Here is a 16,381-nt window from a genome sequence, read left to right as displayed (position 1 = left end):
ATAACGCCAGCGAAGCCGATGCGCAAGCCCCCTCCGGGCGAAATCCTTACTTCCCGGCCAGCGCCGCCAGCGGCACAGCATTCGCCATCGCCTCGTAGCCCGCGTCGCTTGGATGAATGTGATCGCCGCTGTCGTATTCGCGGCGCAGGCGCAGCGGATCGGCAGGATCGCGCAGCGCCGCGTCGAAGTCCACCACGCCATCGAACGCATGGCTCGTGCGGATCCACTCGTTCACCTTCGCACGAATCGCTTCACGCTCCGGCGGCAGCGAGGCCGGCGTGAGCGTCGCGCCCAAGATGCGCACGCCGCGCGCATGCGCCGCCGCAATCACGCGCCGATAGCCGGCGATCAGGTCGTCGGCATTCACGCGCGTATGGGGGAAATCGCAGTCGAGGCCCGAGCGCGGCGGCATCGCCTGAAAGTTGATGTCGTTGATACCGATCAGCAGCACGGCCGTCCGCACCCCCGGGCGCAGCGCGTCGCGCTCGAAGCGGCGCTCGAGCGCCTCGCCGTAGCACGGCGAATCGCTCAGCAGTCGGTTGCCGCTGATCCCCATGTCGATCACGGCCAGATTGGTGCCTTGCTCGCGCGCGAGACGGCGCGCCAGCGCATCCGGCCAGCGCCGGTTCTGATTGAGCGACGAGCGCATGCCGTCGGTGATGGAATCGCCAATCGCAGCAATCGTCGACGCCCCCGGCGCCTCGACCGCCAGCCCCGTCACCCACGCGTATTGCGTGAAGCGCTGCGTGAACGCACCAATCGACGGATCGGCCACGTGATCGCCAGGCCGGGACACAAAATTCAGCTGGCTCGCCACACGATGCCACGCGACCATATTCTGCTGCGGCCCCATATAGGTACTGATCGCGTAGGGCGCCCCACGCTTCAGGCCGATCCGAACCGGATCGCTATCGAGCTCGGCACCGGGCGGCAACGACACCATCGCCCGTCCGCCAAATGTCACCCGCACCGTCTCCGCCCCGCTGACCGCAGCACCGCCAGCCGAAGGCGCAATCGCCATTGCCTCTATCACGAGCGGCGTGCGCCCATAGAGGTTACTGATATGCACGCGGGCGACCTCGCCGCCCAGCGTCGGGTAGACGATTTGCCGAACCGTGCGCCCAGCGACGTCCGGAGCGCGATAGAGCGGCGGCAGCGCCTCGCGCTGGGGGATGGACTGGAGCGCCGTCGCCCAACTCGTCACCCAAGGGGCGCCGGAAGGCTGTTCGGCGAGGGCCGGTGCGGAAAAAGCGAACGAGGCGAGCAACGCGGCGCCGGCCGCGATGGGAGCAAGGGAAATCTTCATCCGGGAGCGAGTGAGGGAGTGAGCAGGCAAAGCGCCCATTGTGCCCCAGAGCCCGGACCGGGACCTTCCATCGTCCTGACAAAGACGACGGATGCAAGCGACGCGGAAAATCCGCGATAACCGCCTGTCGATCCGCTAAAACTCAGGAACGAAGCGCCGATCTCCGCTTCAGACATCGGCTCTTTTTGACCAAGCGCAAAAAATTGATTGACCGACCGGTCGGTTGGTTTATACTGCGCCATACCCAACACCGACGAGAGCGTCTCCATGTACACGCAATCCCTCGACATTCCCGGCAATGTCGCCCCGCTCGATGCGGACGCGGCGTCGCCAGAACAGGCTCAGTTCGACGCCATCATGGCCGCGGACGGCAAGATCGAGCCGCAGGACTGGATGCCCGAAGCCTACCGCAAGACGCTCGTGCGCCAGATCTCGCAGCACGCGCACTCGGAAGTGGTCGGCATGCTGCCGGAAGGCAACTGGATCTCGCGTGCGCCGAGCCTCAAGCGCAAGGCGATCCTGCTCGCCAAGGTGCAAGACGAAGCGGGCCACGGCCTCTACCTCTATAGCGCGGCGGAAACGCTCGGCGTTTCGCGCGACCAGCTGGTCGACGCGCTTCACGCCGGCAAGGCGAAGTATTCGAGCATCTTCAACTACCCGACGCCCACGTGGGCCGACGTTGGCGTGATCGGCTGGCTCGTCGACGGCGCGGCGATCATGAACCAGATCCCGCTGTGCCGCTGCACCTACGGGCCGTATGCCCGCGCGATGATCCGCATCTGCAAGGAAGAGTCGTTCCATCAGCGCCAGGGCTTCGACGCCCTGCTCGCCATGATGGCCGGCACCGAAGCGCAGCGCGAGCTGGTCCAGCAAGCGGTGAACCGCTGGTGGTGGCCGGTGCTGATGATGTTCGGCCCGAGCGACGCCGATTCCGTCCACAGCAACCAGTCGGCCAAGTGGGGCATCAAGCGCATCTCGAACGACGATCTGCGCCAGAAGTTCGTCGATGCCACGGTCGAGCAGGCCAAGGTGCTCGGCGTCACGCTCCCCGACGCCGATCTGAAATGGAACGAGGCCCGCGGCCACTACGACTACGGCACGATCGACTGGGAAGAATTCTGGCGCGTCGTGAACGGCGACGGCCCGTGCAATCGCGAGCGTCTCGGCACGCGCGTGAAGGCGCACAACGAAGGTGCGTGGGTGCGCGAAGCCGCCCTCGCCCACGCCGAAAAGCAGCGTCAGCGCGCCGAAAAGCACGCCGCGTAACCAATATTCGAATCAGGAAGGAGATCCACGATGAACAAGGAATGGCCGATCTGGGAAGTGTTCGTGCGCAGCAAGCAGGGCCTCGACCACAAGCACTGTGGCAGCCTGCACGCCTCGGACGCTTCGATGGCGCTGCGCATGGCGCGTGACGTCTACACGCGCCGTCAGGAAGGCGTGAGCATCTGGGTGGTGCCGTCGTCGGCGATCACGGCGTCGGATCCGAGCGAGAAGGCCGAGCTCTTCGAGCCGGCCGGCGACAAGATCTATCGCCACCCGACGTTCTACACGCTGCCCGACGAAGTCAACCACATGTAAGAGCGCCAACATGACGACGCCCACGCCCGAACAACTCGCGTACGTGCTGCGCCTCGCCGATACGGCGCTGATCCTCGGTCAGCGCAATACGGAATGGTGCGGCCACGGCCCGATCCTCGAAGAAGACATCGCGCTCGCCAACATGAGCCTCGACCTGATCGGCCAGGCGCGCCTGCTCTACACGCATGCCGCCACGCTCGAAAAGGCGCTCACCGGCCGCGAGCGCACCGAGGACGATTACGCCTACTTCCGCGCCGAGCGCGAGTTCGCGAACTACACGCTCGCCGAGCTGCCGCATTTCGGCCCGCTCGCCGGCACGACGCATTCGGCCAACGACTACGCCGTGACGATCGTGCGCAACTTCCTCTACGCCTCGCTGATGGCGCATCTGTGGACCGCGCTGCTGCGTTCCGCCGATCCGCAGTTGTCCGCGATCGCCGAGCGCTCGATCAAGGAAACGCGCTATCACGTGCACCATGCACGCGAGTGGCTGATCCGCTTTGGCGACGGCACCGATGAATCGCACCGCCGCGCCCAGGACGCACTCGACTGGCTGATGCCCTACACGCGCGAGTTCTTCAGCACCGACGCCGTGGAAGCCGCCGTGGCCGAGGCCGGCATCGCGCCGCTCACCGCGCAGCTCGAAGCCGCGTGGCGCGCGGACGTGGAAGCGGCGTTCGAGGAAGCGACGCTCGCCGTGCCCGCGCAAGTGAAGCATGTCACGACCGGCAAGCTCGGCGAGCACTCGGAACATATGGGCTACGTGCTCGCCGAGATGCAGAGCCTCGCGCGCCAGCATCCGGACGCGCGCTGGTAAGCAGACGCGCAGTTTCCGACCCGCCGCCACCCGCAGGAACAGAGGAAGTCACGATGCAAGCGACAGCAGATCACGCGCTCGAGCGCGCCTGGGAAGTGCTGGAAACGGTGCCAGATCCGGAGATCCCGGTCGTGTCGATCCGCGAACTGGGCATTCTGCGCGACGTGCGCCGCGCCGCCGACGGCCTGATCGAAGTGGTCATCACGCCGACCTATTCGGGCTGCCCGGCGATGTCGCAGATCGCCGAGGACGTCGCTCACGCGCTCGATATCGCCGAGCTTGCGCCGTACCGCATCGCGACCACCCTCACGCCGGCGTGGACGACCGACTGGATCACCGACGAGGCGCGCGAAAAGCTGCGCGCCTACGGCATCGCACCGCCCACGGGCAACTGCGGCAGCGGCGTCCCCGCCGGCGAGCAGCCGATCACGTTCATGCCGAAACCGCTGCCGGCGCCGGCCTGCCCGCACTGCGGCTCGCACCATACCGAGCGCCTCGCGCAATTCGGCTCGACCGCGTGCAAGGCGCTCTACCGCTGCATCGACTGCCGCGAACCCTTCGACTACTTCAAACCGTACTGATATGGCCACTCCGCAATTCCATTCGCTGCGCATCCGCGAAGTGCGGCCCGAAACCGCGGACGCGGTCTCTGTCGCTTTCGAAGTCCCGCCCGAGCTGCGCGACGCGTATCGCTTCACCCAAGGGCAGTTCGTCACGCTGAAGACCCACATCGAGGGCGAGGAGACGCGCCGTTCGTACTCGATCTGCGTCGGCGTGACCGACTACGACCGTGACGGCGAGCTGCGCATCGGCATCAAGCGCGTGCGCGGCGGGCGTTTCTCGAACTTCGCGTTCGACCAGCTCGCGCCGGGTCACGAGATCGATGTGATGACACCCGACGGGCGCTTCTTCACGCACCTGAACGCCGAGCACGGCAAGCACTACGTGGCGTTCTCGGGCGGCTCGGGCATCACGCCGGTGCTCGCGATCATCAAGACGACGCTCGAAACGGAGCCGCGCAGCGCGTTCACGCTGGTCTACGGCAACCGCAGCGTCGACCAGATCATGTTCGCCGAAGACCTGGAAGACCTGAAGAACCGGTACATGAACCGCTTCCGGCTCTATCACGTGCTCTCCGACGACCTCCAGGACGTCGAGCTCTTCAACGGCGTGCTCGATCAGGCCAAATGTGCGGAGTTCCTCGCGACGCTGGTGCCGGCCGACGAAATCGACGAAGCGTTCATCTGCGGCCCCGCGCCGATGATGGATGCTGCCGAGGCCGCGCTCAAGGAATCGGGCGTGCCGCAGCAGAAGGTGCACGTCGAGCGCTTCGGCTCGCCGCTGCCGCAAGCCGGCGTGCCGGCAGTCGAGATCACCGAAAACACGCCGGCCGCCGACCTCGAGATCGTCATCGACGGCAAGAAGCGCAAGCTGCGCCTGCCCTACGAGGGCGTGAGCCTGCTCGACGTGGGCCTGAAGGCGGGCCTTGCGCTGCCTTACGCGTGCAAGGGCGGCGTGTGCTGCACCTGCCGCGCGAAGGTGCTCGAGGGCGAGGTGAAGATGGACAAGAACTACACGCTCGAAGAGCAGGAAGTGAAGGACGGTTTCGTGCTCACCTGCCAATGCCATCCGGTCAGCGAGCGCGTGGTGGTGAGCTTCGACGAGCGGTAACGCAAACGGCGGGCCGCGTTCGCACTGGGCGACGCCGTCCGGTACTACGCGGCAACTGGAATACGCCTTAGAACAACGACACGCTTTCGGGCCTCCGGCGATCCGCTTACACTAGGGGCCGCCCGCCGGTGTTGCAGCGCAGCGCTGCACATCCGCGGGCGGCCCCTTTTGTCTTTTGCACGCTCTCAGGCGTATTCGGCGTTCAAGGTGAGCGCAACGAGTTGTCGATGACCACGATCCACCTCATCCACGGCGAGCCGGCAGCGGCCGCGCTGCGTCAGGCCCTCGAGGCCCGTGAAGCTTCGCGCCGCGGCGCAGCCGCCGCCACAGCGGGTCCGGCCGAGCGCGTGATCGCGCTGGCCGACGACCTGACGGTCGGCCCGCTGCGCGACATCGACGAGGCGGGAGACCCGGGCGCCACGCAGCGCGCGGCTTTCTGGCAACGCCTTGGCGGGGTGCCCGAGACGCTCGCGCAGGACGATTGCGCGGCGCTCGCCGCCGTAGCGTCCAGCGACGCCCACGTGGTGGTCTGGCACACGCACGACGCCGCCGATCAACTCGCGCTGCGGCGCGTCTGCTACCGGCTGCGCAATGCGCCACAGCGCCTGAACGAGGTGCGACTCGCGGCGGAAGAGCTCGCCGGATCGCCCGACGCCGCCGCGCTACGCCTGCAGGAGCGTCTGCCGGACGCTGCGCCGATTTCGGTGCTGCGCATCACGCGGCTCGCCCTCGAATGGCAAGAAGCAAAATTCGCCAACGGCGAGACGCGCCGCTGGCGTGACAATACGTTCACGAGCGGCACTTGGGCCGACCTCGATGCACTGATCCTCGAGATCCTTGGCGCGGCACGGCCAACCAGTGCCACGGCCGACGCCGCCGGCGCGCCCTGGCTCGCATGTGACACGCTCGGCGCGGCGCTCGTGCGGGGCGGCGCGGGTTTCACGGTCGGCGAGCCCGCGGTGCTCTGGCGCCTGCGCGAGCTGGCCGCGGCGGGTGAGCTGCGCCTGCGCGAAGACATGTGCGCCGCACGGGCGAGCGCGACAGAAACCGTCACAGCAACGACAGCCCATCGATCGGGCGCCGCGCGCCCCGCGCTCCCGCACGCCGCGGCCCATCTTTCCCTTTCCCGCTGACATTCCATGGCACGCACCCGAGCGCCCGACCACGAGACCCAACGCGACCAGATCCTCGAGCTTGCGGCCGCCAAGTTCGCGCAAACGAGCTACCCGAGCACGTCGATGTCCGATCTCGCGGCGGCAAGTGGCACTTCGAAGGCGCGCCTCTACCACTATTACGAAAGCAAGGAAGCCATACTCTTCGATCTGCTCGACCGCTACACAAAGCGGCTGATGCTGATCATCGCCGAGGTGGAAGGAGCCAGCCAGCGGCGGGGCCTCGATGAGCGCGAGACGTTCGCCGAGCTGGTCCGCGCGTTCCTCGTCGAGTACGAGACCTCGCACAGCCGTCATGTGGCCCTGCTCAACGACGTGAAGTATCTCGTCGACGCGCAGCGCGAGATCATTCTGAACCGCCAGCGCGACGTGGTCGCCGCGTTCACGCGTCAGCTCGCACGAGCCTACCCGGGCCGCGTAACGGGAGAGAACCAGACGTCACTGACCATGATGGTGTTCGGCATGATCAACTGGACCTTCACCTGGCTCAAGCCGGGGGGCCGCATGGCCTACCAGGACTTCGCCGAGCAGGTCATCGAGGTGATCGACCACGGCCTGAAGGCGACCGGACAACCCTCGAATATTTAGATCAGATTGATGCGACGCAATAAGATGTGCCGACACAACAGTTGACGCGTCAATCTATCCAAAAAACATACGCGTTTAAAATCAATGACTTAAACGTCGAATCTTGACGATTAGACACAACTCTCGGATCCAGAATACGGGTTTTCCCTAGATCGCACCCAGGGTTTCCGCTAGAATTCGTTTTGCGGCGCATCAAGAGTGCGCCGTACCTCGCATTCTAAGGAGAACCCATCATGAATAAGCATTCGACCCTAGCTAACGAGCCGATCCTGCCGTCGGGCCGCTCGCTGTCGCCCGGTCATTCGCCTGCCATGGTGCGTGTCCTCACCTCCGCCGACCGCGAACGTCTGCTCAGCCACTTCCTCGCGCTCGACATCGAGGATCGCCTCCTGCGCTTTGGCCAGGCCGCACCGGACCATGTGATCGAGAACTACGTCCGTTCGATGGACTTCACGCGCGACACCGTGTTCGGCGTGTTCGACCATCAGCTGCAGCTCGTGGGCGTCGGCCATCTGGCCTATCTGCCGGCAGACGGCAACGGCCGCACGGCGGAATTCGGCGTCTCCGTGCTCGAAAGCGCGCGCGGCCAGGGCATCGGCACGAAGCTGTTCGAACGTGCCGCTATCCGCAGCCGTAACACGCACGTCACCACGCTCTACATGCACTGCCTGTCGCGCAACTCCACGATGATGCACATCGCGAAGAAGTCGGGCATGAAGATCGAGTACGCCTACGGCGAAGCCGACGCGTACCTCTCGCTCGAGCCCGCCGACCAGAGCAGCATCATCGCGGAAATGCTCCAGGAGCAGGCCGCCGTGTTCGACTATGCGCTCAAGCGTCAGGCGCGCCAAGCCTCCAGGCTGATCGAGACGATCCTCCCCCAGGCGGTCGCGGCATGACTCCTGCCCCATTGGGTGAAGTAAATTGAAAAAAAGCGGCTTCGGCCGCTTTTTTTCACATCAGGGCGCGCTCATCGTCCCCGAGATCGCCGTGAATCTCACCGCAATCTCACAAGATAGGTAGCGCCGTCGTCTCCTTGAAGGTCTGCAGCGAAAAGCTCGACTTCACGTCGATCACCGACGGGTGGTGCAACAACTGGTCCTGCACGAAGCGCGAGAAGTGCGCCATGTCCTCCACCTGCACGCGCAGCAGGAAATCCATGTCGCCCGTCATCGCGTGGCAGGCCACCACTTCCGGCCAGGTCTGCACCGCCGCGCGAAACAGCTCCGCGTGCGTGACCCCTTCGCGCCCCGCTGCCGTGGGCCCGCGCTTTTCCAGCCGCACGTTCACGTAGGCCAGCAGGTCGAGTCCCAGCTTCTGCGCGTCGAGCAACGCGACATAGCCGCGTATCACGCCAATCTCCTCGAGCCGGCGGATGCGCCGCAGGCACGGGCTCGGCGAGAGATTCACGCGCTCGGCAATTTCCTGATTCGAGAGCCGGCCATTCTCCTGAAGGATCGCCAGAATCCGCCGGTCGATTGCGTCCAGTTCGATGCTCGCCATTTTCTGCCATCCGATATCTCAACGGAGGCAGTTTATAGCGCAAATAGCCGGACGGGCGACCCAACTCGCAAGTTTTCTCCCAATCTGGACAGCTACACTTTGCCGCACGACATCAGCATTCCGCGATCGCTAAGGAGACAACCATGCACGTCCCCACCTGGGAAAACCCCGTCGGCACCGACGGCTTCGAGTTCATCGAATACACCGCACCGGACCCGAAGGCGCTCGGCAAGCTGTTCGAGAACATGGGCTTCACCGCCGTGGCGCGCCATCGCCACAAGGACGTGACGCTCTATCGTCAGGGCGATATCAACTTCATCGTCAACGGCGAGCCGGATTCGTTCGCGCAGCGTTTCGCGCGCCTGCACGGCCCGTCGATCTGCGCGATCGCGTTCCGCGTGCAGGACGCCGCCAAGGCCTACAAGCACGCGCTCGAACTGGGCGCATGGGGCTTCGACAACAAGACCGGCCCGATGGAGCTGAACATCCCGGCCGTCAAGGGCATCGGCGATTCGCTCATCTATTTCGTCGACCGCTGGCGCGGCAAGAATGGCGCGGCGCCGGGCAGCATCGGCGACATCAGCATCTATGACGTCGACTTCGAGCCGATTCCGGGCGCCGATCAAAACCCCGTCGGCCACGGCCTCACCTACATCGACCACCTCACGCACAACGTGCACCGCGGCCGCATGAACGAATGGGCGGAGTTCTACGAACGCCTGTTCAACTTCCGCGAAATCCGCTACTTCGACATCGAAGGCAAGGTGACGGGCGTGAAGTCGAAGGCGATGACCTCGCCCTGCGGCAAGATCCGCATTCCGATCAACGAGGAAGGCGGCGAGACGGCCGGCCAGATCCAGGAATATCTCGACGCGTACCACGGCGAAGGCATTCAGCACATCGCGCTCGGCAGCAACGACATCTACCGTACGGTGGACGGCCTGCGCGCCTCGAAGATCGCGCTGCTCGACACGATCGACACGTATTACGAGCTCGTCGACCGCCGCATCCCGAACCACGGCGAGCCGCTCGACGAGTTGAAGAAGCGCAAGATCCTCATCGACGGCATGCCCGAGGACCTGCTGCTGCAGATCTTCACGGAGAACCAGATCGGCCCGATCTTCTTCGAGATCATCCAGCGCAAGGGTAATCAGGGCTTCGGCGAAGGCAACTTCAAGGCGCTGTTCGAATCGATCGAGCTCGACCAGATCCGCCGCGGCGTGGTGAAAGACAAGGCCTGAACTTCGCGGAATCCCGCGTTTTCAAGATAAAAAAGGGCGAAGATCGCACGATCTTCGCCCTTTTTAGCTTTGGAATCCGCCGCCGCACACCCCGGCCACGGATTCGGATGAATGGAATGCTGCGCGGATCAGCGCGGCATCAGGATTAACGTTTGACGCTCTGCTCGGCCTGCGCCGACGGGACGGCGGCGCTCGAGTCAGCCTTCGTGCACAGCGTGTACTGCGCGCACGCGGTCGATGCATTCGTGCCGCTCTGGGTGCGGGCATTCGAATGCAGCGGCGCGCTCATGGCGAAGAACGCGGCCGAGACCGTCAGAAAGGTCTGGATATGTCGATTGTTCATGCGGTACTCCTTTTTTCAGACTGCCTGTCACTGGGCAATGCCACGTTCGCACCCTGAATGAATCGGGGCGCGTCGCGGTTCGCACAGGTGAGGGAGTTAGACAGGATATTCAAGAGCGGTTCCGCCGCGGTGCAACTTTTACACGCTGTTACTTCATACGAAACTCCGATACATCCTTTGTTACACAGGCCCTTCAGGGCTCTTACGAGACTGACGAATCGAGCCCGACAGAGCGCCTCGGCTCGCATGATTCATGCAGGGTTTCCCGTGGAGGCGGCGGGTTTGCCCGAGTGCTACCATCGATCAAAAGAAGCCATGATGGCGAGCCCCGGCCGACGCGTTCACAAGACGCTGAGGCCTTGAAGTTCTGGCGATCCCACAACGGATTGGTTGGATGGAGGAAGACACATAATGAATGCCCCGCTAGACGCCGGTCAGCGCGCTTCGCTCGAAGCCGCACTCGCTTCCGTCACGCTCGACGATAAATACACCCTCGAACGCGGCCGCGCGTACATGAGTGGCATCCAGGCGCTGGTGCGCCTGCCGATGCTCCAGCAGGAACGCGACAAGGCCGCCGGTCTCAATACCGCGGGGTTCATCTCCGGCTATCGCGGCTCGCCACTGGGCGGTCTCGATCAGTCCCTCTGGAAGGCGAAAAAGCATCTCGCCGCTCACGGAATCGTTTTTCAGCCCGGCGTCAACGAAGACCTCGCCGCGACCGCTGTCTGGGGCTCGCAGCAGGTGAACCTGTACCCATCGGCGAAATACGACGGCGTGTTTTCGATGTGGTACGGCAAGGGCCCCGGCGTCGACCGCAGCGGCGACGTCTTCAAGCACGGCAACTCGGCCGGCTCGTCGCCGCACGGCGGCGTGCTCGTGCTCGCCGGCGACGACCATGCCGCCAAGTCGTCGACGCTCGCGCACCAGTCCGAGCACCTCTTCAAGGCCTGCGGCCTGCCGGTGCTGTTCCCCTCGAACGTGCAGGAATATCTCGACTTCGGCCTGCACGGCTGGGCGATGAGCCGCTACTCGGGCCTCTGGGTCGCGATGAAGTGCGTGACCGATGTGGTCGAATCGTCGGCTTCGGTGGAGATCGATCCGCATCGGACCCAGATCATCCTGCCGGAAGATTTCGCGATGCCCGAGGGCGGCCTGAACATCCGCTGGCCCGATCCGCCGCTCGTGCAAGAGGCGCGTCTGCTCGACTACAAGTGGTATGCCGGTCTCGCCTACGTGCGCGCGAACAAGCTCGACCGCATCGAGATCGATTCGCCCCATGCGCGCTTTGGCATCATCACCGGCGGCAAGGCCTATCTCGACGTGCGCCAGGCGCTCACCGACCTCGGCCTCGACGACGAAACCTGCTCGCGCATCGGCCTGCGGCTCTACAAGGTGGGCTGCGTGTGGCCGCTCGAAGCCCAGGGCGCGCATGCGTTCGCGCGCGGGCTCGAAGAGATTCTCGTGGTCGAGGAAAAGCGCCAGATCCTCGAGTACGCGATCAAGGAAGAGCTCTATAACTGGCCCGATGCGCAGCGCCCGCGCGTGTATGGCAAGTTCGACGAAAAGGACGGCGCAGGCGGCGAATGGTCCGTGCCGATGGGCAACTGGCTCCTGCCCGCGCACTACGAGCTCTCGCCCGCGATCATCGCCAAGGCCATCGCCACGCGTCTGGACAAGTTCGAGATGCCGTCGGACGTGCGCGCGCGCATCGCGGCGCGCATCGCCGTGATCGAGGCGAAGGAGAAGGCGCTCGCGAAGCCGCGCGTGCAGGCCGAGCGCAAGCCGTGGTTCTGCTCGGGCTGCCCGCACAACACGTCGACCAACGTGCCCGAGGGCTCGCGCGCGATGGCCGGCATCGGCTGCCACTACATGACCGTGTGGATGGACCGCAGCACGAGCACCTTCAGCCAGATGGGCGGCGAAGGCGTGGCGTGGGTCGGCCAGGCGCCGTTCACGAACGACAAGCACGTGTTCGCGAACCTCGGCGACGGCACCTACTTCCACTCGGGCCTGCTCGCGATCCGCGCGGCAATCGCCTCGAAGGCGAACATCACCTACAAGATCCTCTATAACGATGCGGTCGCCATGACGGGCGGCCAGCCCGTAGACGGCGTGCTCACCGTGCCGCAGATCACGCATCAGCTCGCCTCCGAAGGCGCGGCGAAGATCGTGATCGTGACCGACGAGCCCGCGAAGTATCAGGGAGTCACCACGCTCGCGCCGGGCGTGACGATCCACCATCGCGATCAGCTCGACGCCATCCAGCGCGAGCTGCGCGAGATCCCCGGCACGACCATCCTGATCTACGACCAGACCTGCGCGACCGAGAAGCGCCGCCGCCGCAAGCGCGGCACGTACCCGGATCCGGCGAAGCGCGTCGTCATCAACGAGGCCGTCTGCGAAGGCTGCGGCGACTGCTCGGTGCAATCGAACTGCCTCTCGGTCGAGCCGCTCGACACCGAATACGGCACGAAGCGCCAGATCAACCAGTCCACCTGCAACAAGGACTTCTCGTGCGTGAAGGGCTTCTGCCCGAGCTTCGTCACGGTCGAAGGCGGCCAGCTGCGCAAGCCGAAGTCCAACAGTGTCGTGGCCGACGCGATGCCGCCTGTGCCGACGCCCGACGTGCCCGCGATCGACCAGCCCTATGGCGTGCTCGTGACGGGTGTGGGCGGGACCGGCGTCGTGACGATCGGGGCGCTGCTCGGCATGGCCGCGCACCTCGAAGCGAAGGGCGTGACCGTGCTCGACGTGACCGGCCTCGCGCAAAAGGGCGGCGCGGTGATGAGCCACGTGCAGATCGCCAACCGGCCGACGGACATCCACGCGACGCGCATCGCCATGGGCGAGGCGAAGCTCGTGATCGGCTGCGACGCCATCGTGACCGCCAGCGACGACTGCGTCTCGCGCATGCAGGCCGGCGCCACCAACGTGGTGCTCAACAGCGCGCCCACGCCGACGGCCGAGTTCATCAAGAATCCGCAGTGGCAGTTCCCGGGCTCCAACACCGAAGCCGACGTGCGCGCGGCGGCAGGCACCGGGAACGTCGCCACAGTCGATGCGAACCGCTACGCGCTCGCGCTGCTCGGCGACGCGATCTACACGAACCCGTTCGTGCTCGGCTACGCCTGGCAACGCGGCTGGCTGCCGCTCACGCACGAGTCGCTCACGCGCGCGATCGAGTTGAACGCGGTGCAGGTCGAGAAGAACCTCGCGGCGTTCGAATGGGGCCGGCGCGTCGCGCACGATCGCGAGGCCGTGGACCGGCTCGTGAAGCAGCCCGCGCAGGACACCGATGCCGGCGGCGCGAAGATCGTCGCGCTGCATACGCCCAAGTCGCTCGACACGCTCATCGAGAAGCGTGCGCAGTATCTCGCCGCGTATCAGAACGAGGCCTACGCGCAGCGCTATCGCATCTTCGTCGATGAAGTGCGGCGCGCGGAAGCGAAGCTCGATCGTCCCGATGGCGGCCTGAGCGGCCAGCCGCTCACTGAAGCCGTGGCGAAGAACCTGCACAAGCTGATGGCGTACAAGGACGAATACGAAGTCGCGCGCCTCTACGCCGATCCGGCGTTCGTCGAAAAGCTGAAAGCGAGCTTCGAAGGCGACTGGAAGCTCAACTTCCACCTCGCGCCGCCGTCGTTCGCGAAGCACGACGACAAGGGCCATCTGATGAAGAAGCAGTATGGTCCACGCATGCTCACGGCCATGCGCGTGCTCGCGAAGCTCAAGTTCCTGCGCGGCACGGCGCTCGATCCGTTCGGCCGCACCGAGGAACGCCGCCACGAGCGCGCGTTGATCGGCGAGTACGAAGCGCTCGTGCGCGAAATCGTCGGCGGATTGAGCGAGACGAATCTCCCGCTCGCGCTCGAGCTCGCGAATCTGCCCGATGCGATTCGCGGCTATGGCCACGTGAAGGAGAACAACCTCAAGGCCACGCGTGCGAAGTGGGCGACGCTGCTCGCGAAGTGGCGCTCGCCGGAGAACGGGGCGGCGCGGCACGCGGCTTGATCACGGCTTGATGCTGGCCTTCGCGACGAAGCCGTAAAAAACGAAGGGCGCTCCGCCAAAAGCGGAGCGCCCTTCTCATTGGTGCGGCCGGCGGCGCGCCGTAACGCGCCGCCGCCTCGGAGGCCTCATTGGCCTCGATACTGCGCTTAGCGCGCGGCGGCCTTGTTCACCGTGGCATTCGCCGAAGCCACCGCCGTCATGTTGATGATGCGTCGCACCGTCGCCGCCGGCGTGAGGATGTGCACGGGCTTCGACGCGCCCAGCAGGAACGGGCCCACCGTCACGCCTTCGCCGCCCACCACCTTCAGCAGGTTGTATGCGATGTTCGCCGCTTCCACGTTCGGCATGATCAGCAGGTTCGCTTCGCCCGTGAGCGTCGTGCCCGGGAACGACTGCTTGCGGATCAGCTCCGAGAGCGCCGCGTCGCCGTGCATTTCGCCGTCCACTTCGAGCTGCGGCGCGCGTTGCGCGATCAGCTGGCGCGCGGCCTGCATGCGCTGCGAGGTCGACGAACGCACGCTGCCGAAGTTCGAGCTCGAGAGCAGCGCGACCTTCGGCGCGATGCCGAACTTTTCGATTTCGCGCGCGGCGAGGATCGTCATGTCGGCGAGCTGCTCGGCGCTCGGCACTTCGTTCACGTAGGTATCGCTGATGAACAGATTGCGGCCCGGCAGCATCAGCAGGTTCATCGCCGCGTAGTTGTCGGCGTCGGCGGCCTTGCCCAGCACCTGCTCGATGTACTTGAGGTGATAGTCGAAGCTGTTCACGAGACCGCAGATCATGCCGTCCGCGTCGCCCAGGTGCACGAGGATCGCGCCGATCAGCGTGTTGAACTTGCGCATCGACGCCTTCGCGACCTCGGGCGTGATACCCTGGCGCGCGCCGAGTTCGTGGTACGCCTGCCAGCTCTTCTGGAAGCGCGGATCGTCTTCCGGATCGACGATCTCGAAGTCGGTGCCCGGACGCAGCTTCGAGCCCATCTTCTTCAGGCGCATTTCCACGACCGACGGGCGACCCACGATGATGGGCTTCGCGATCTTCTCGTTCAGCACGAACTGCGCGGCGCGCAGCACGCGCTCGTCCTCGCCCTCGGCGAACACGATGCGCGCGTTGTTGGCCTTCGCCGCCGCGAACACCGGGCGCATCACCATGCCCGTACGGTAGACGGTCGCGCCAAGCTGCTCGCGGTAGGCGTCCATGTCCTGGATCGGACGCGTGGCGACGCCCGAATCCATCGCAGCCTGTGCAACGGCCGGCGCGATCTTGATGATGAGGCGCGGATCGAACGGCTTCGGAATCAGGTAATCGGGGCCGAATTCGAGCGTGTGGCCTTCATAGGCCTTCGCCACTTCGTCGCCCTGGTCGGTTTCTTCGGCGAGCTCCGCGATTGCGCGCACGCACGCGAGCTTCATCTCTTCCGTGATGGTGGTCGCGCCCACGTCGAGCGCGCCACGGAAGATGAACGGGAAGCACAGCACGTTGTTGACCTGGTTCGGATAGTCCGAACGGCCCGTGGCGATGATCGCGTCCGGGCGCACCTTCTTCGCCTCTTCCGGGCGGATTTCCGGCTCCGGGTTCGCGAGCGCGAGAATCAGCGGCTTGTCGCCCATCTCCTTGACCATCTCGGGCTTGAGCACGCCTGCGCTCGAACAGCCGAGGAACACGTCGGCGGCCTTGATGGCGTCGCCGAGCGTGCGCGCGTCGGTGTTGGCGGCGTAGCGCTGCTTCGACGGATCGAGATTGCCGCGGCCTTCGTAGATCACGCCCTTCGAGTCGGAAACGAGGATGTTCTCTTTCTTCAGACCCAGCTTCACGAGCAGGTCCAGACACGCGATGGCCGCCGCGCCCGCGCCCGAGCACACGAGCTTCACGCTGCCGAGTTCCTTGCCCACGACCTTCAGGCCGTTGAGGATGGCCGCCGAGGCGATGATGGCCGTGCCGTGCTGGTCGTCGTGGAAGACGGGAATCTTCATGCGCTCGCGCAGCTTCTGCTCGATGTAGAAGCACTCGGGCGCCTTGATGTCCTCGAGGTTGATGCCGCCGAGCGTGGGCTCGAGCATGGCGATGGCTTCGACGAGCTTGTCCGGATCGTGCTCGTCGAGCTCGATGTCGAACACGTCGATGCCGGCGAACTTCTTGAAGAGGCAA

Annotated in this window: 15 protein-coding genes; 10 read left to right on the top strand and 5 right to left on the bottom strand. The window is 65.2% G+C overall.

What is annotated here, in order from left to right:
• Positions 1-46 precede the first annotated feature (46 nt).
• A complete protein-coding gene (locus BO1_RS35970; protein WP_028221710.1) occupies positions 47-1,306 on the bottom strand; it encodes an SGNH/GDSL hydrolase family protein in 1,260 nt (419 codons plus the stop codon).
• A complete protein-coding gene (locus BO1_RS59725) occupies positions 1,303-1,575 on the bottom strand; it encodes a hypothetical protein (protein ID WP_156992586.1) in 273 nt (90 codons plus the stop codon). The genes BO1_RS35970 and BO1_RS59725 overlap by 4 nt, the downstream gene beginning before the upstream one ends.
• On the opposite strand from BO1_RS59725, the gene paaA reads away from it, so the two are divergent.
• The 8 genes from paaA to BO1_RS35930 all read left to right on the top strand — a co-directional run bounded on the left by paaA (position 1,574) and on the right by BO1_RS35930 (position 8,034).
• The gene (gene paaA / locus BO1_RS35965; protein ID WP_028221709.1) at positions 1,574-2,572 is read left to right on the top strand and encodes a 1,2-phenylacetyl-CoA epoxidase subunit PaaA; all 999 of its coding nucleotides are present in this window, start codon (positions 1,574-1,576) and stop codon (positions 2,570-2,572) included. The two genes, BO1_RS59725 and paaA, sit on opposite strands and share 2 nt — an antisense overlap.
• Before the next feature lie 30 nt (positions 2,573-2,602).
• On the top strand, positions 2,603-2,887 hold the full coding sequence (paaB, locus tag BO1_RS59720) for a 1,2-phenylacetyl-CoA epoxidase subunit PaaB (RefSeq protein ID WP_028221708.1): 285 nt from the start codon (positions 2,603-2,605) through the stop codon (positions 2,885-2,887).
• 10 nt (positions 2,888-2,897) lie between these two features.
• Positions 2,898-3,704: a 1,2-phenylacetyl-CoA epoxidase subunit PaaC gene (gene paaC / locus BO1_RS35955; protein ID WP_028221707.1), complete on the top strand. Its 807-nt coding sequence runs from the start codon at positions 2,898-2,900 to the stop codon at positions 3,702-3,704.
• 53 nt (positions 3,705-3,757) lie between these two features.
• Positions 3,758-4,285, top strand: coding sequence for a 1,2-phenylacetyl-CoA epoxidase subunit PaaD (gene paaD, locus BO1_RS35950; protein ID WP_028221706.1), 528 nt, complete (start codon positions 3,758-3,760; stop codon positions 4,283-4,285).
• A 1-nt stretch (position 4,286) separates the two neighbouring features.
• On the top strand, positions 4,287-5,375 hold the full coding sequence (gene paaE / locus BO1_RS35945) for a 1,2-phenylacetyl-CoA epoxidase subunit PaaE (protein ID WP_028221705.1): 1,089 nt from the start codon (positions 4,287-4,289) through the stop codon (positions 5,373-5,375).
• 227 nt (positions 5,376-5,602) lie between these two features.
• Positions 5,603-6,508 (top strand): DUF1835 domain-containing protein, encoded by a 906-nt coding sequence (locus tag BO1_RS54140; protein ID WP_063744738.1) that lies wholly within the window; start codon positions 5,603-5,605, stop codon positions 6,506-6,508.
• 6 nt (positions 6,509-6,514) lie between these two features.
• Entirely contained in the window at positions 6,515-7,135 is a 621-nt protein-coding gene (locus BO1_RS35935) for a TetR/AcrR family transcriptional regulator (RefSeq protein ID WP_028221704.1), read from the top strand.
• A 233-nt stretch (positions 7,136-7,368) separates the two neighbouring features.
• Positions 7,369-8,034, top strand: coding sequence for a GNAT family N-acetyltransferase (locus BO1_RS35930; RefSeq protein ID WP_028221703.1), 666 nt, complete (start codon positions 7,369-7,371; stop codon positions 8,032-8,034).
• 109 nt (positions 8,035-8,143) lie between these two features.
• Here the strand turns inward: BO1_RS35930 and BO1_RS35925 are convergent, their stop codons facing one another.
• Positions 8,144-8,638: an Lrp/AsnC family transcriptional regulator gene (locus tag BO1_RS35925; protein ID WP_028221702.1), complete on the bottom strand. Its 495-nt coding sequence runs from the start codon at positions 8,636-8,638 to the stop codon at positions 8,144-8,146.
• Positions 8,639-8,781: 143 nt separating this feature from the next.
• On the opposite strand from BO1_RS35925, the gene hppD reads away from it, so the two are divergent.
• On the top strand, positions 8,782-9,879 hold the full coding sequence (gene hppD / locus BO1_RS35920) for a 4-hydroxyphenylpyruvate dioxygenase (RefSeq protein ID WP_028221701.1): 1,098 nt from the start codon (positions 8,782-8,784) through the stop codon (positions 9,877-9,879).
• A 145-nt stretch (positions 9,880-10,024) separates the two neighbouring features.
• Here hppD and BO1_RS35915 read toward each other — a convergent pair whose 3' ends face one another.
• Positions 10,025-10,222, bottom strand: coding sequence for a hypothetical protein (locus BO1_RS35915; protein WP_028221700.1), 198 nt, complete (start codon positions 10,220-10,222; stop codon positions 10,025-10,027).
• Positions 10,223-10,633: 411 nt separating this feature from the next.
• Here BO1_RS35915 and BO1_RS35910 point away from each other — a divergent pair, with 411 nt between their 5' ends.
• Positions 10,634-14,233, top strand: coding sequence for an indolepyruvate ferredoxin oxidoreductase family protein (locus tag BO1_RS35910; protein WP_028221699.1), 3,600 nt, complete (start codon positions 10,634-10,636; stop codon positions 14,231-14,233).
• Between the two features lie 146 nt (positions 14,234-14,379).
• On the opposite strand, the gene BO1_RS35905 is transcribed toward BO1_RS35910, so the two are convergent.
• On the bottom strand, positions 14,380-16,381 hold a 2,002-nt coding region (locus tag BO1_RS35905; protein ID WP_028221698.1), incomplete at its 5' end, for an NADP-dependent malic enzyme.

It is taken from the genome of Paraburkholderia oxyphila NBRC 105797 (genome assembly GCF_000685075.1).
GTDB lineage: Bacteria > Pseudomonadota > Gammaproteobacteria > Burkholderiales > Burkholderiaceae > Paraburkholderia > Paraburkholderia oxyphila.
Note: the sequence above shows the minus strand (reverse complement) of the source record. Positions and strands in the feature narration are given on the sequence as shown.

Coding starts and splice junctions, on each gene's coding strand:
- paaC (WP_028221707.1), top strand. CDS start 2,898: ATGACGACGCCCACGCCCGAACAACTCGCGTACGTGCTGCGCCTCGCC.
- paaD (WP_028221706.1), top strand. CDS start 3,758: ATGCAAGCGACAGCAGATCACGCGCTCGAGCGCGCCTGGGAAGTGCTG.
- BO1_RS35930 (WP_028221703.1), top strand. CDS start 7,369: ATGAATAAGCATTCGACCCTAGCTAACGAGCCGATCCTGCCGTCGGGC.
- BO1_RS35910 (WP_028221699.1), top strand. CDS start 10,634: ATGAATGCCCCGCTAGACGCCGGTCAGCGCGCTTCGCTCGAAGCCGCA.
- BO1_RS54140 (WP_063744738.1), top strand. CDS start 5,603: ATGACCACGATCCACCTCATCCACGGCGAGCCGGCAGCGGCCGCGCTG.
- BO1_RS35925 (WP_028221702.1), bottom strand. CDS start 8,638: ATGGCGAGCATCGAACTGGACGCAATCGACCGGCGGATTCTGGCGATC.
- BO1_RS59725 (WP_156992586.1), bottom strand. CDS start 1,575: ATGGAGACGCTCTCGTCGGTGTTGGGTATGGCGCAGTATAAACCAACC.
- paaE (WP_028221705.1), top strand. CDS start 4,287: ATGGCCACTCCGCAATTCCATTCGCTGCGCATCCGCGAAGTGCGGCCC.
- BO1_RS35915 (WP_028221700.1), bottom strand. CDS start 10,222: ATGAACAATCGACATATCCAGACCTTTCTGACGGTCTCGGCCGCGTTC.
- BO1_RS35935 (WP_028221704.1), top strand. CDS start 6,515: ATGGCACGCACCCGAGCGCCCGACCACGAGACCCAACGCGACCAGATC.
- hppD (WP_028221701.1), top strand. CDS start 8,782: ATGCACGTCCCCACCTGGGAAAACCCCGTCGGCACCGACGGCTTCGAG.
- paaB (WP_028221708.1), top strand. CDS start 2,603: ATGAACAAGGAATGGCCGATCTGGGAAGTGTTCGTGCGCAGCAAGCAG.
- paaA (WP_028221709.1), top strand. CDS start 1,574: ATGTACACGCAATCCCTCGACATTCCCGGCAATGTCGCCCCGCTCGAT.
- BO1_RS35970 (WP_028221710.1), bottom strand. CDS start 1,306: ATGAAGATTTCCCTTGCTCCCATCGCGGCCGGCGCCGCGTTGCTCGCC.